13 protein-coding genes are annotated in these 14,283 nt (G+C 50.7%); 6 read left to right on the top strand and 7 right to left on the bottom strand.

What is annotated here, in order from left to right; genetic code table 11:
- Positions 1-100 precede the first annotated feature (100 nt).
- The 4 genes from lepB (at position 101) to folE (ending at position 3,678) form a co-directional block, all read left to right on the top strand.
- Positions 101-703 (top strand): signal peptidase I, encoded by a 603-nt coding sequence (gene lepB / locus ACOZB4_RS23850; RefSeq protein WP_379414527.1) that lies wholly within the window; start codon positions 101-103, stop codon positions 701-703.
- Between the two features lie 43 nt (positions 704-746).
- Positions 747-2,588, top strand: a complete 1,842-nt coding sequence (gene queG / locus ACOZB4_RS23845) for a tRNA epoxyqueuosine(34) reductase QueG (protein ID WP_379414528.1) — start codon at positions 747-749, stop codon at positions 2,586-2,588.
- Between the two features lie 137 nt (positions 2,589-2,725).
- Positions 2,726-2,962, top strand: coding sequence for a YneF family protein (locus tag ACOZB4_RS23840; RefSeq protein WP_098741934.1), 237 nt, complete (start codon positions 2,726-2,728; stop codon positions 2,960-2,962).
- Between the two features lie 122 nt (positions 2,963-3,084).
- Positions 3,085-3,678: a GTP cyclohydrolase I FolE gene (gene folE / locus ACOZB4_RS23835; RefSeq protein WP_071220880.1), complete on the top strand. Its 594-nt coding sequence runs from the start codon at positions 3,085-3,087 to the stop codon at positions 3,676-3,678.
- 109 nt (positions 3,679-3,787) lie between these two features.
- Here the strand turns inward: folE and ACOZB4_RS23830 are convergent, their stop codons facing one another.
- The 5 genes from ACOZB4_RS23830 to ACOZB4_RS23810 all read right to left on the bottom strand — a co-directional run bounded on the left by ACOZB4_RS23830 (position 3,788) and on the right by ACOZB4_RS23810 (position 8,612).
- Positions 3,788-4,060, bottom strand: coding sequence for a hypothetical protein (locus tag ACOZB4_RS23830; protein WP_076325903.1), 273 nt, complete (start codon positions 4,058-4,060; stop codon positions 3,788-3,790).
- 35 nt (positions 4,061-4,095) lie between these two features.
- Positions 4,096-5,370 (bottom strand): lipase family protein, encoded by a 1,275-nt coding sequence (locus tag ACOZB4_RS23825; protein WP_379414529.1) that lies wholly within the window; start codon positions 5,368-5,370, stop codon positions 4,096-4,098.
- A 72-nt stretch (positions 5,371-5,442) separates the two neighbouring features.
- Positions 5,443-5,721 carry a hypothetical protein gene (locus ACOZB4_RS23820; protein WP_379414530.1) on the bottom strand — a complete coding sequence of 93 codons (279 nt, stop codon included), beginning with the start codon at positions 5,719-5,721 and terminating at the stop codon, positions 5,443-5,445.
- A gap of 583 nt (positions 5,722-6,304) precedes the next feature.
- Positions 6,305-7,486, bottom strand: coding sequence for a Fe-Mn family superoxide dismutase (locus ACOZB4_RS23815; protein ID WP_379414531.1), 1,182 nt, complete (start codon positions 7,484-7,486; stop codon positions 6,305-6,307).
- Positions 7,487-7,619: 133 nt separating this feature from the next.
- Entirely contained in the window at positions 7,620-8,612 is a 993-nt protein-coding gene (locus tag ACOZB4_RS23810) for an alpha/beta fold hydrolase (protein WP_339270355.1), read from the bottom strand.
- 221 nt (positions 8,613-8,833) lie between these two features.
- Between ACOZB4_RS23810 and ACOZB4_RS23805 the strand changes: the two genes are divergently transcribed.
- On the top strand, positions 8,834-9,574 hold the full coding sequence (locus tag ACOZB4_RS23805) for an IclR family transcriptional regulator (RefSeq protein WP_076325898.1): 741 nt from the start codon (positions 8,834-8,836) through the stop codon (positions 9,572-9,574).
- A gap of 301 nt (positions 9,575-9,875) precedes the next feature.
- Here ACOZB4_RS23805 and ACOZB4_RS23800 read toward each other — a convergent pair whose 3' ends face one another.
- Together ACOZB4_RS23800 and acnA are read right to left on the bottom strand one after the other, a co-directional pair.
- Positions 9,876-10,031 carry a hypothetical protein gene (locus ACOZB4_RS23800; RefSeq protein WP_179090730.1) on the bottom strand — a complete coding sequence of 52 codons (156 nt, stop codon included), beginning with the start codon at positions 10,029-10,031 and terminating at the stop codon, positions 9,876-9,878.
- Between the two features lie 182 nt (positions 10,032-10,213).
- Positions 10,214-12,931 (bottom strand): aconitate hydratase AcnA, encoded by a 2,718-nt coding sequence (gene acnA, locus ACOZB4_RS23795; protein WP_076325897.1) that lies wholly within the window; start codon positions 12,929-12,931, stop codon positions 10,214-10,216.
- Between the two features lie 315 nt (positions 12,932-13,246).
- Here acnA and ACOZB4_RS23790 point away from each other — a divergent pair, with 315 nt between their 5' ends.
- Complete coding sequence (locus ACOZB4_RS23790; RefSeq protein WP_379414532.1) at positions 13,247-14,269, top strand: amidase domain-containing protein; 1,023 nt, start codon at positions 13,247-13,249, stop codon at positions 14,267-14,269.
- Positions 14,270-14,283: the final 14 nt, after the last annotated feature.

Genomic DNA, 14,283 nt, shown 5'->3' with positions numbered 1-14,283 from the left:
GTTGCAAATGGGTGGGAGATATGCTTTTCTATTAATGTACCTTATTTGAAGGTGCCGCCTTCGTTTTCCGGAGGTGAAATCGAAGTAAAGTAGGTGTAGCATGGGACAAGTGATTTCTCCGGATTCAACTGAGCATGGCGAGAACAACGAACCTCAGAATCAACCTGGCAAGAAGAACGGCTGGGCTGCCGAGCTTTGGGATTGGGTAAAGACGATTGCGATTGCATTTGTTATTATGGTGCTTCTAAATATGTTTGTGTTCAACCTGTCTATGGTTAAAGGTGAATCTATGCAGCCGACACTGGTAGCATCGGAGCGGCTATTTATTAATAAAGTGGTATATCGCTTTTCAGCACCGGGCCATGGCGATGTTATTGTACTTAAGGACCCGAGTGATGGCCCGGATAAGAAGGAGTTTCTGGTAAAACGTGTCGTGGGCGTACCTGGAGATACCATTGAGGTAAAGGACCAGAAGCTGTACGTAAACGGGGTTGCAAAGCAGGAAGGATATACCGATGTCCCGATCGAGGATCCTGGCTTTGAGCCTATAGTACTGGAAGAGGGTAGATACTTCGTTATGGGAGATAACCGCCATCTCGGAAAGAGTAAGGACAGCCGCATGTTCGGCAGCGTGAAGGAAAGCGACATCGTAGGCAGAGCCGAATTTATTTTCTGGCCGTTGTCTGAGATCAAAAAGCTGTAACCTGAAAGACAGAACATCATCCCAGAAAAGGAGGCGCTGGAGAATGACCTACACACTCGGTTCGTACGCTCCTCCGCCTTCGGTATGGGAGGAGCTCAAGCAGGAGCTCAAGGCCGCTCTGCCGGAGCTCGGGATTGATGATATCGGCTTCGCTTCGGCGGAGCCGTTCCAATCCCTAAAGGGAATTTTGCAAAACCATCGGGATATGGGATATGAGTCCGGCTTTGAGGAGTCGGATCTGGATAAGCGGGTTACTCCCACACTCCCTGGCACGGAGCCGAAGTCCCTGATCGCCATCGCCATAACCTACCACTCCAAGATGGAGAACCCGCCCAAATCGGAGCCAGGTAAATACAGGGGGATTATGGCGCGATCAGCTTGGGGAAGGGATTATCACCAGGTGCTCCGGGAGGCCATGAGTCGTCTCGAGGAATACATTAAAGAACGCGTGCCGGATGCGAAGCTTGAAAGCATGGTGGACACCGGCGCGCTTGTCGACCGGGCGGTTTCGCAGCGAGCCGGGATTGGCTTTAGCGCCAAGAACTGCTCCATCATCTCCCCGAAATTCGGTTCCTGGATATTCCTTGGCGAAATGGTAACGAACATCCCGTTTCCTCCGGATACGCCGGTAACTGAGGATTGCGGGGAGTGCACCAAATGCATCGATGCTTGCCCAACCGGCGCCCTTGTCGGTCCCGGGCAGCTGAATGCTCAGCGCTGCGTTTCTTTTCTGACCCAAACCAAAGGGTTTCTGGACGAAGAGGCCATGCGCAAGATCGGCAACCGGCTGTATGGATGCGATACCTGTCAAATTGTTTGTCCGAAGAACCGGGGCAAGAACTGGACTCATCAAGAGGACTTCAAGCCCGATCCTGAAAAAGCCAAGCCTCTGCTCCTGCCCATCCTGGATATGAGTAACCGGGAATTCAAGGAGGCATTCGGAGATACGTCGGCCGCATGGCGCGGCCGAAAGCCGATTCAGCGCAATGCTGTCATCGCGCTTGGCAACTTTAAAGATATTTCAGCCGTACCGAAGCTGAGCGAAGTACTGCTGAAAGACCCGCGCCCGGAGCTGCGGGGAACCGCTGCATGGGCTCTGGGCCGTATTGGAGGCGAAGAAGCGTTGAACAACTTAGAGAAAAGCATGAAATCAGAAGGGGACTCCCAAGTACGAGATATGCTGCAGCAAGCCTTGAATAAACTGAATGAACCAAGTGAGAAAGAAGCGTCTGCCGTAGCTGCGGCTGATGCTTCCTCCGCTAGCACTCCTGTTGCAGGTTCCTCTAATGGGGACAAGCCGGGACAGGAAAGTCCTGTTATTCAGGGAGTCGAGCCGATGGCCGTCCCTGAGGGAGGACCGGAAATGCTGTATTACGATGAACTTCAATCTCCGATTGGACCGCTGACGGTCTGCGCAACGGAGAAGGGATTATGTCTTATTGAATTTGGCAGCTTCTATGTGAAAGAAGCGGTCATCCAGCAGTGGTCACGGACCTGGGCCGGTAACGGCGGCTATCAGCGTGACGAGGCAAGATTAGCTCCTGCGATCACACAGTTGAAACAGTATTTTGCAGGGGAGCTAAAGGCGTTCGACGTACAGCTGGACATGCGCGGCACCTCATTCCAATTGCAGGTATGGGAAGCGCTGAAGTCCATTCCTTATGGAACGGTTTGTTCCTATAAGGATGTAGCCGAATCCATTGGGCGTCCTAAAGCAGTTCGTGCCGTAGGTGGGGCGAACAACAAGAACCCCGTTCCGATCATCGTGCCGTGCCACCGGGTGGTAGGAGCCGATGGAGCGTTGATCGGCTATGCCGGCGGTCCGGAAATCAAGCGCACCTTGTTAACGATAGAAGGAGCCATGCCGGACCGGAAAGGGTCGTAGTTGACCAAGGCGTATCATCAGGCCGTGTCTGCTGCCATGTATCTGTTATTTTCATTTGCTGTGATGAAAAGGACATGCTATGATAGGTTCGTGTATGCGCCATTAAATGGCAGATATTAGTAGAAGGTGGTCAAGTGATGGATATTGTCATTCCGATTATTACATTGATCGTGGGTCTGGTCGGCGGATTTTTCATCGGCGTATTCTATTTGCGAAAGCAATTGGAAAAGATGCAGAACGATCCGCAAATGCTGCAGAAGATGGCAAAACAAATGGGGTATAACATGAACAGCAAGCAGATGCAGCGTGCACAGCAAATGATGAAAAATCAGCCTGTGCCGGGTAAAGGGCAAGGCCGTAAACGCAAATCATAATGCAAGAAAGCCCACTCCCGTCTGAATGGATGACGGAGGGGCATTTCTATTTAAAAGGCCGCTAACAGCGGCTATAAGTTAACCGTTTGCTTTTTATATGGAACGAAAAAGGGGGATGTACTGTGGCAGGTGTAAAGGATTATGTAAACAATAAAGTCGGCGATAACCGAGAGCAGATCGAGTATCATGTAGAGCAAATATTGAAACTGATCGGTGAAGATCCCCAGCGTGAGGGACTCCTTGAGACACCGGCCCGTGTGACGCGGATGTATGAGGAGATCTTTGCCGGATACGAAGTGGATCCCAAGGATGTTCTCGGGGTTACCTTTGACGAGAATCATGAGGAATTGGTTATCGTGAAGGATATCGTATATTACAGCCAGTGCGAGCACCATATGGCGCCGTTCTTTGGTAAAGTCCATATCGGTTATGTCCCTAGCGGCAAAATCGCCGGTTTAAGCAAGCTGGCACGTCTGGTAGAGGCGGTTACCCGCCGTCTTCAGGTGCAGGAGCGCATTACATCGCAAATCGCGGATATTATGGTGGAGGCGCTGCAGCCAAACGGCGTGATGGTGGTAGTGGAAGGCGAGCATCTGTGCATGTGCGCGCGCGGTGTGAAGAAGCCGGGCAGCAAGACGGTCACGTCAGCTGTACGCGGTACCTTCCAGAGTGATTCTGCACAGCGTTCGGAATTTCTGTCTTTGATTAAAGACTAATCATGATCCAGACAAATGAAAAAGGCTTCGCCCACGGAGGCGAAGCCTTTTTTTTGTGCTTAATAATGAATGTGAACTCATGATAATCGATATGTTGGGCAAGGGTTTCTCAAGAAGCGCCATCCACTTGTTTCATATATTGCACATACTGGATGAGTGCATGTTTTTGCTCCTCGATATCCCGGATGCGGCGGGACATCTCCATAAAGAAGGTTTCAATCTGGTCGCGCAGCACATTGGCGGATTGTCCCTTCCAATCCTGCAGACGGGCGTACATGACCCTTGCCTCCTGTTCGTCGGCTCGAATGGCTGCCAGCAGTCCTGACAGCTCGCGTTCGGCTTGAAGCAAATCATCAAGCTCAAGCAGAATCTCTCGACTCATCTCCATCCCCCCCCCGGTAGTTTTCGTATCGATGTTTATCCGCTGTTGTCGGTCCGTTCAAATAAATCCGCTTTGAATTTAATATATTGAACGATGTCGGTGGTATGCTGCAGATGCCATTGACTCATCGACATGATGGATGTATCCAGCTGCTGGACAATCGGCTGTAGACGCCTGCTGTGGCTGGAGAACATGTATTTGGAGAGGCGCTGCCGGATTCCCTGTAGTTCGGCATCACTTTGATGGGCGTGTGCTCTCCATTTCTCGGCTACGCTTCGAAGTTCGGCAGGGGTCACCTGAATGGTTCCAGCTGAGCCTCCTGCGGAGCCGGATATGGCTGCCAGCGAGCCGCCCAACCCTAAGCCCAGATTGCTCATCGGACCACCCAGGCCGAACAAGAGACTGCTATGGGCAGGTATTCTAGGCGAATCAACGGCTTTGTCGGTAGCGCCGTCGTACAGAGGATTTGAGATGTAACCATCCTCGAATCGATAGCGGTCAAGCTGATGATAATTGGGGCCGCCCAGTGTATTATCAATTTTTTCCTTTATGCTAAGCCCGTCATTGGCGTCTTTATAACTGGAGTCTATGTAATAGGTTGAACCGACGTGGCCATCGAAGCCGCCGAGCGCACCGCTGCCAATAATGTCGCCAGGATGGACGAAATTAGTGATTTGAGAGTCAAATTCCCCGTTCTCTGCCTTTCTTCTGGCTTCAGGGGAGAGGCTTCCGATGACCGACGGAGCACTGAAGGTGACAGCCGACATGCCCGTATAGGCGGCAGCATATTGCGCATTGGCTCCCCCCAAGGAGTGACCCGTAAGGGTGAAATCAACGTCCTTGTATTTCTCCTTCATTTCCAGCGCATAATCCTCGGCTTGATACAATTGGTTGGTTCCCCATATATCCGTTTTTTTATCGATCTGTCTCGATTGTTCACCGAACCAATCCGTGACATCGTTAATCCCCGTGACTTCTTTGACTTTGTCCACATGGTCCGCCCAAGGTGGCCGAAATTCCGGGATTTTTCTTTTGATCTCTTCAATGCCAATATCCGCATCAGCCAAATAATCGGGGAGAGCATGGGATAAATCTTTGCCTGCCTCGGTGCCCCGGTATGCGATAACGGCCTGGTTCGTTTCCTTGTTATAGAAAGTTACGGCATCAAAACCTGATATGCTGTTGCTCTTATAGTCCTCAAGGACCTCCCATCCAGGCAAGTCCTCAACGGTATCTTCTTTTTTCAGATCGAGATAAGCCGCTTCTGACATCAATCGGTATGTCTCGTCATCCACTTGCGGTGAACTCAAATATACTCCCTCCTTAACATGACTCAGCAGGATCAGAACCTGTAGTTACAGCCAAAAGGCAGCCGCAACCCATCACTCGCCCTTAATCGCTTTTCTGAGCTCCGGGTTCATCACGAAGTTGGATGTCTCGCCTGTGTTGAAATCAACGGATATTTTAAAGGTTTGTTCAGGATGATCTACGACAAACCCTTCGAAGTTGACCTTGTCCGCTACGATAGAAGGCATCATCTCTTCCTTGGTAATTTCTACATCCAAGTCGTATTTCTCTTTAAAATGCTGAACGGCTGTGGTTTTAGCCTTCGTTATAACTTCGTCCGAGCTGTCGTCTGTAGTGGCTTGGTTATTGTTCACGGGCTGGCATCCTCCAACAATTAAAATGATAAGCACAAAAGCAAAAATGAAAACACGTGATTTGAACCTACTGTTCACACTGACCCATCCCTTCAGTGGTGATGTTCTGCTCTTACCGGCTCGCTGAATCTTGCAGTCTTAGTATGGATCGCATAATTTCTCTTCGTATCGCCTTAGGCCATACAGTGACTGCTTATCAAGCTTACTGTCATATCATAATCCAGCATATGGGAGCGTTCAACCGAATAAATAACCAGATATATGGTAAAAAAGACCCAACAATAGGGTCGGGTTACTCCCTAGCTTGAATAATCAAGTCCGATTCTGGACTCATGACCAAGTGCCCGGTTTCAAGAGTCTTGGTTTACGGATATATTGAAAGTCTGATCGGGATGCCCTATGACATATCCTTCAACATCAATCTCATCGGCTCCCGATCCCTTTATCCGATGTGCTCCAGTGTACAGAGAGTCACCCCCTTGAATAATGATAAGCCCTCCTTAAACTCCATAATGAAGTAAGGAGGGCTATAGACATCATACCCAATATTAACCAATGTGAAGCAGCCCAGCTAGGTCTTGAATTAAAAAGGCTTCCATTTCAGCATGCTGGCATGCTTGAAGCGCTCCGCAACCTCCGGCCAGTAGACCACGTTCCACCAATCGTTGATGTAATCCTTGCGTTTATTTTGATGTTTAAGGTAATAGGAATGCTCCCATACATCCAGAGCGAGGAGAGGGACGACATCCCATTGGGAGAGATTCTGATGTTTCTCGGCCTGCAAAATTTCAAGTCGATGGCTGCGCGGACTCCAGACGAGGATTGCCCAGCCGCCGCCTTCCACTTTGTCTGCAGCTTCGCTAAAGTGCTTTTTAAAGCGGTCGAAACTTCCAAAATCCTTCTTGATCTGTTGGGCTAGCTCCCCGCCAGGCTCGCCACCGCCCCGCGGGTTCATAATGTTCCAGAAGATCGTGTGCAGATAGTGGCCGGCACCATGAAAAGCCAACTCGCGTTCCCAATGCTTCACCAGCTCGAAATCACCGCTTTTTCGGGCCTCCTCCAATTTCTTCTCCGCCTTGTTCAGACCGTCGACATAGCTTTGGTGATGGATGTCGTGATGAATCCGCATGGTTTTCTCGTCAATATGAGGCTCCAGCGCATTATAAGCGTAAGGCAGTGGAGGAAGGCGGTGCCCGCCAATCGGAACAGCCTTGCCGCCGCCGCTGTCTCCCATGCCTTGAATGGATAGCTCGGCCTCGGGAGGAGACGGCGGAGGAGACGTGGCCTCGTGTAGCGTCATCGACTGCATCGGCATATCCACGTCCATGAATCTTTCCAGCGCTCCGGCGGAGTTGAGCGTCTCCAGCGTGTTCAGGAAGTATTCGGACTCCCGAATCACATGGTGCAGAACCGTGGCGGCGAGCGGAACTTTCTGAACAGCCTCACTATTCTCCTTCAATCCGTGGAGCTGGCGGATGAACTCTCTGGATTGCTCGCAGGAAGCACGCAACAGCTGCTCGACCTGGGCCAGCACTTGAGGTGAAGGAGGTCCGTCATAACGAAGAATGTGGCGCAGAAGTTCGTCTGCCGCTTTTTCCGTGTCAGCGAACACCACGGCCCATTGATCCAGCATCTTGACATAGACCGGCTCCAGATCCGGAACAATAGCTTTGATGAGCCCGGTATGCTTCCTTTCCTGATGTTTCCAATAGCGAATCTCTTCGAGTAATCGTATCGGGAGCTTCGCTCCGTAAATTAATAACATGTCCGTTCCCTCCAGTATCAGGTTCACTAAACACACTATATTCAGTTAGCGGCCTGTATTATGAGGAGGAAATTAAAAATCCCCCGCTGCATCAAAGCAGCGGGGGGAGATGGAGCGTATGATCAATAAAGCATCAGGATTCATCCGGAGTTTCGAGTTTTCCTAGAAAGGTGGATACTCTGCGCAGATATTCTTTAGGGTGCTCACGGAAGATAAGCTCATGATGCGCATCCTCTACAATCCAGGAATCCGAATCCGTATGGGTCTGATTGGAAGCAATCTTCTCGGCGATCGGGTAAGGTGCCTTATCGTCTTTCGTTCCGTGTATGAACAAGGTCGGGAACGGATAATCGTGCTTCTTCACCTCATTGTAAGGGATCTGATCCAGGCTTGTGCCGTTAAGCACCGGGAAGAGCAGCTCCAGAATCTCCAGGGACGGATGACGAGGGAGATTGATCTGGTTGTGAATATTATGGTAAAGCGTGTCCGGCTCCAATAAAAAGGCGCTGTCCAGAATCATGGCATCCACATCCTTGGTCTCAAGCCCTGCCTGCAGTGCGGTACCGGCCCCCATGGAGAAGCCCCAGACGACAATTTGCTTCGCGCCGCGCTGCTTCACATGTTCAATGGCTCCAAGAAGCTGGCGTTTCTCTTCCTTGCCTCCGGTCGCCACTTCCTTGCTGGTCTGGGAGGCAAAACCGTAATCAAACATAAGCACATTAAAATTCATATTATGCGCATAATGGGCGAGATCGTACATCGGTACCCAGGTTTCCTCCCGATTGGCGCCATAACCATGGCTGAGCACGATGGTTTTAGAAGAATTCTCGGCCGGTATATACCAGCCATTTATATTTCGTTTACCGTCAATGGAGTGGAATGTGACATTCTCGTAATTCATATCTTTAGCAAGCTTGGGGTTAGAATAGAGTGGAGCAACCGTTGGATTCGACAAAACCCAAGCAATATAAGCATGAAGCGCAATAAAACAGAAAACAAGGAAAAAAACGACAGATAATAACAACGCTAATATAATATGCTTTAAACGAACTAAGCCCGTCGACAGCTCGGCTGGCGTGTCATTTAATTGGGAGAGTGGGGCATTACTACCAGTCGTTGTGCTCATAAGTGGCCCCTCCTTACCATATAGTCTGGATATGTTTCGTTAACATGAAAGAGTTGAAATTATAATAATCGTATGCCCGGATGCCTATAAAGTCAATGCAAATCCATAGATTGTAAGACAACTGTAAAGTCCCTGTCTCGATGGTTTACTTTTGAGAAGAATTCTCATATAATTCTTGTAACCAGGTTTCATAGAATGAAACAGGAGAGGAGCTGGTCGGGATGGAAGATCGTAAATTAACGGTGCGTGCTGTAGAGCGGGCACTTGATATATTGATGTGTTTTACGAAAGAAAGTGAACTTGCCCTCACGGAGATTTCTTCCCTTATCGGATTACATAAAAGTACTGTACATCGGCTGTTAACAACGCTGGAAGACAAAGGATTCGTTGTTCGTAATAAAGAAACGGAGAAATATCGGCTCGGCTTGAAAATATGGGAGCTGTCTATGCATCTGTCCCAAAGCGACGACCCGGCGATTCGCCTTTTGCCCGCGATGGAAGCCTTGCGGGATCGGCTTGGGGAAACGGTGAGTTTGTATTTAAGAGACGGTTCGGATCGTCTTCGGATTCAAGCGGTTCAGAGCAACCAGGGCATTCGGCGGGTCGCCCAGGTCGGAGTACGACTACCGTTGTCGGTTGGCGCCTCTAGCAAGGTTCTGGTGGCCTTTGCGCCACCGGCCGATCAGGAGGAGCTGCTGAATGCGCCGGATTGGCCGGAGTCAGTTGATAGGATCGTTTACCGGCAGCAGCTGGCCGAAATACTGGAGAAGGGATACGCGATCAGCATCGAAGAGCGCGAGCCTGGGGCTGCTGCGGTATCCGTACCGATCTTTGACCGGAATGGTCAAGTGGCGGCAGCATTGTCGATGTCAGGGCCAGTCACCCGTCTGTCAGCGGAAACGCTCCGCGAACATGCGCCAATCCTGATGGAGGCGGCACGGGAAATGGGAATGATGATTTAATTCATTCTATTGCCGGAGTGCGGACAGCATCACTATAAGTTATTGAATGACCGGGAGGCTCCATGTGATACAGCCGCCCGGTTATTCTTATGCGGTGGTCAACCATTTGAAAACGGGAATTGAAACGAAACAATACGAGACGAAATATGCGAAACGATACGTTACATGGCAAGGCCAAAGGATATAAAGGGAAGGGGTTTCAATCCTCATTCCAACAAAAAGACCGCTCCCTACAATCTTGGCGATTGGGGAAACGGTCCTTTTGTTGTAACGGCTCAACGATATAATAGGTAAGCGTCTCTTAGGTCAGCTTCATATTCTTTTCCTTCATTTTCTGATTGAGGATCTCTTGGAAGGTGAGGGGTTTATCTTTCGCTTCCTCTCTTTTGGGTGCAGCCACCGGCTGTGGCCGTTGGTATTGATATTGGAGCGATGTCATCGTATGTATTTTGATCATGGGTACCTTCCTCCTAGGTCTGGATTTCCGCGAATGTTTTTTACCCATTAACCTCCATGGCATCATTCGAAACGGAGTTTCCAATATTCAGGAAAGAAGTACCGGAAAATAACAAAATCCCCATCATCCATGCGCGGATGATGGGGATTTTTGACTAAGGCCAAATCACCTATAAGAATGCCTTATTGGTTCGATGCGATCATTTGACGCAGTACCGTTTGGAGGATACCTCCATTATGGTAGTAATCCACGTCCACCATGCTGTCGAGACGGGCGATAGCTTGGAACTCGAATTGGGTTCCGTCTTCGCGCGTAGCGATAACCGTCAATTCCTGGCCTGGCTTCACGTCGTTGCTGAGGCCCAGGATATCGAATGTCTCGCGGCCGTTCAGACCAAGGCTCTTCCAGCCATGACCTTCTTGGAACTGGAGCGGAAGAACGCCCATGCCCACCAGGTTGGAGCGGTGAATACGCTCGAAGCTTTCAGCCAGGACAGCTTTGACACCGAGAAGATAGGTACCTTTTGCCGCCCAGTCACGGGAGCTTCCTGTACCGTATTCTTTACCTGCGATAACGACGAGGTTCTGTCCGCCTGCTTGATAATTCATCGAAGCATCATAGATGGACATCACTTCATCCGTTGGCAGGTAAGTCGTTACGCCGCCTTCCGTACCTGGAGCTACCTGGTTACGGATCCGGATGTTAGCGAAGGTACCGCGCATCATGACTTCGTGGTTACCACGGCGGGAGCCGTAGGAGTTGAAGTCTTTGCGTTCAACGTTGCGGTCGCTCAGATATTTGCCGGCAGGGCTGTTGGTTGCAATGTTACCCGCTGGGGAGATATGGTCCGTTGTAACGGAATCGCCCAAGAGAGCAAGCACGCGCGCTTCTTTGATGTCCTGGATGTCGTTCAAGCCGTTGCCGAGGCTTTCGAAGAATGGCGGATTCTGAATGTAAGTGGATTGATCGTCCCACTCGTACAGCTCGCCTTCAGGAACAGGAATCTTGTTCCAACGCTCATTGGCGGTGAACACATTCTCGTACTTTTCACGGAAAGCGTCAGGGCTAACGGCTTGACCGATCGCTTCGCGGATTTCCGCGCTCGTTGGCCAGATGTCTTTCAGATATACAGGCTCATTGTTCGGATCGTAACCGATCGGCTCGTTCTGCAGGTCGATGTTCACTGTGCCTGCCAGGGCGTAAGCCACAACCAGCGGCGGCGAAGCCAGGTAGTTGGCTTTGACTTGAGCATGCACGCGGCCTTCGAAGTTACGGTTACCCGACAATACGGCGGCTACCGTCATGTCGTTGTCGGTAATCGCTTCGCTCACTTCATCCGGCAAAGGACCGGAGTTACCGATACAAGTTGCGCAGCCATAGCCTGCAACATAAAAGCCGAGAGCTTCAAGGTAGTGCAAGAGACCGGACTTCTCGAGGTAGTCGGTTACGACAAGGGAACCTGGAGTCAAGCTGCTCTTCACATAGCCGGGCTTTGTCAGGCCGCGTTCAACGGCTTTCTTCGCCAGGAGACCTGCGCCGAGCATAACGCTTGGGTTTGACGTATTCGTACAGCTGGTGATGGCTGCGATAACAACCGCACCCGTTCCCATTTCACTGGTAGAGCCGTCTTTATGATTGACTTTAACGGTTTCCGCGATTTTCTCATCGCTGAGGCCGTATCCGCCTTTGTCGATTGGCGTGCGGATGATATCGTTAAAGTTTTGTTTCATGTTGGTCAGCTCGATACGGTCCTGCGGACGCTTTGGTCCAGCCAAGCTTGGTACAACCGAAGCGAGATCCAATTCGATTACATCGGAGAACTCAGGGTCCGGCGTATCTGCCGTACGGAACATGTTTTGCGCTTTATAGTAGCTCTCCACGAGTTCAACCTGCTCGTCGGTGCGGCCCGTATTGCGGAGATAAGCCAGGGTTTCACTATCAACCGGGAAGAATCCGATGGTAGCGCCGTATTCTGGAGCCATGTTGGCTACCGTTGCACGGTCAGCCAGGCTGATGTTAGCAAGACCCGGTCCGTAGAATTCTACGAATTTGCCTACAACACCTTTCTTACGGAGAAGCTCGGTTACCGTTAGGGCAAGGTCGGTCGCTGTTGCGCCTTCCGCCAGGCTGCCTGTCAGCTTGAAGCCGATAACTTCAGGTGTTACAAAATACAGCGGTTGGCCGAGCATACCGGCTTCCGCCTCGATACCGCCTACGCCCCAGCCCACAACGCCAAGGCCGTTGATCATGGTTGTATGGGAGTCCGTACCTACGAGGGAGTCAGGGAAGACAAGCGTCTCGCCGTCAACCGTCTTCGTAGCTGCTACGGAAGCAAGGTATTCCAGGTTAACCTGGTGAACGATACCCGTTCCCGGAGGAACTGCGCGGAAGTTGTTGAATGCCGTTTGAGCCCAGCGAAGGAAGCGGTAACGCTCTTCGTTACGCTCAAATTCAAGCTTCATATTCGTTTCAAGAGCTTGGTCGGTACCAAAAGCGTCAACCATGACGGAGTGGTCGATAACAAGGTCAACCGGAACGAGAGGGTTGATCTGTTTAGGATCGCCGCCGGATTTCTTAACGGTGTCACGCATAGCTGCAAGGTCAACGACAACCGGAACGCCGGTGAAGTCCTGCAACACGATACGGGCAGGAATGAACGGGATTTCCTTGTTGTTGTCGCGTCCTTCATTCCACTTGGACAAGAGTTTTACGTGATCTTCGGTAATTGCGCGTCCGTCGAACTGACGTACGGCAGCTTCCAGCAGTACCCGAATGGAGAAAGGAAGCTTGGATACATTGCCGTATCCTTGCTCTTCGAGCGCCTGCAGGCTGAAATAACGGTAACTTTTACCACCCACCTCGAGGTTGCGTGAGATGGAGAATTGATCCTTTGCTGGCATTGATGAACCTCCTTAAGTCATTTCATAAATCGAATAAAAGTTGTGATTTAAATCCTCTGCGGTTTCACTAGGTGAAACCTAATTTCATAAATTAACTACTTTAAGTATACCGTTTTCAACTCGCTGCGTAAAGCATTTTTTATAGAAGAAAAGTATTTCAAAAAGGTGAAAACAAGCCCGTTTTTAACCCGGTTACAGTCGCGTGTGATCCCGGTCTTTCTGTATTCTCTTGACCGAAGTTCATAGCCCGGAGATTTTCTTCATATAGTTGTGATAGGGAACAGCGTGAAAGGCAAGGTTAGAGGAGGAGAGTAGATGAACAGTCTGAAGCAAGCAGAGAAGCCTTGGAAGCAAGCTCTATATATTTACGTCAATCAATATAACCAAAATCGCGTGGACTATTCTTCAGGCCTGAAAGAGCAGATTGTAGCGGATCTGAATTTCCTGGTAGAGAGAGGGGAAAGGCAGTTTCGGCTGCAGTCGTGGTATACGCAGCGGGAGGCAACGCCGCTTAAGAGTGAGACTCGTGCCCGCCTCCTGCGCATCATGAGGGAGACGGAGGATGATGTGGTCGCGGACGTGCGGCTTCACAGCGTATTTTATTATGAAAAAAGAGGCATGACGCACCGGGAAGATACGGTTTTTAGGGAGCGGCTGACGCTGATCCGGGACGGGGATGCCTGGTTGATCGTTGGCATTGAACGTCTGCAGGATGAACGCCATCCCCTGCAAAGAACCGATGTTCCGGCAGCAGGCGCGGATAGGACTGGAAGAGAGCCGTCCATCCCCTATATGAATGGCCGCGTATACGCCGCCGGCAGCAGCACGCGGTCCGGCCGGTATGAGCGTGAAGCCGCAGCTGCTTATGCCGATCGTTGGTGGGATTCCGGGAATCCGGAGTTTGAGGAATTTGACGTGGATTGCACGAATTATATCTCCCAGTGCCTCTTTGCAGGCAAAGCCCCAATCCTCTATACTGGTAAAAGAGAAACGGGATGGTGGTACAAGGGGTACGTAAACAAGCGGGAATGGTGGAGTTACAGCTGGGCGGTATCGAACAGCTTTGCGCATTATTTGAACGCCAGTACCTCGGGGCTGCGGGCCGAGCGGATGGAGCGTCCCGAACAGCTGATGCTGGGGGATGTCATCGTGTACGACTGGGACGGTGACGGTGCGTTTCAGCACAGCACCATCGTGACGGCATTTGACGCAGGCGGCATGCCGCTGGTTAATGCACATACGGTGTCCAGCCGCCATCGCTATTGGGACTACCGGGATTCCTACGCTTGGAACGATAACACGGAATACCGGTTTTACCATATCCCCGATTATTTTTAAGATGACAGCATGTC

The sequence above is a fragment of the Paenibacillus sp. NPDC058898 genome, from assembly GCF_049316025.1.
GTDB lineage: Bacteria > Bacillota > Bacilli > Paenibacillales > Paenibacillaceae > Paenibacillus_AQ.
Note: the sequence above shows the minus strand (reverse complement) of the source record. Positions and strands in the feature narration are given on the sequence as shown.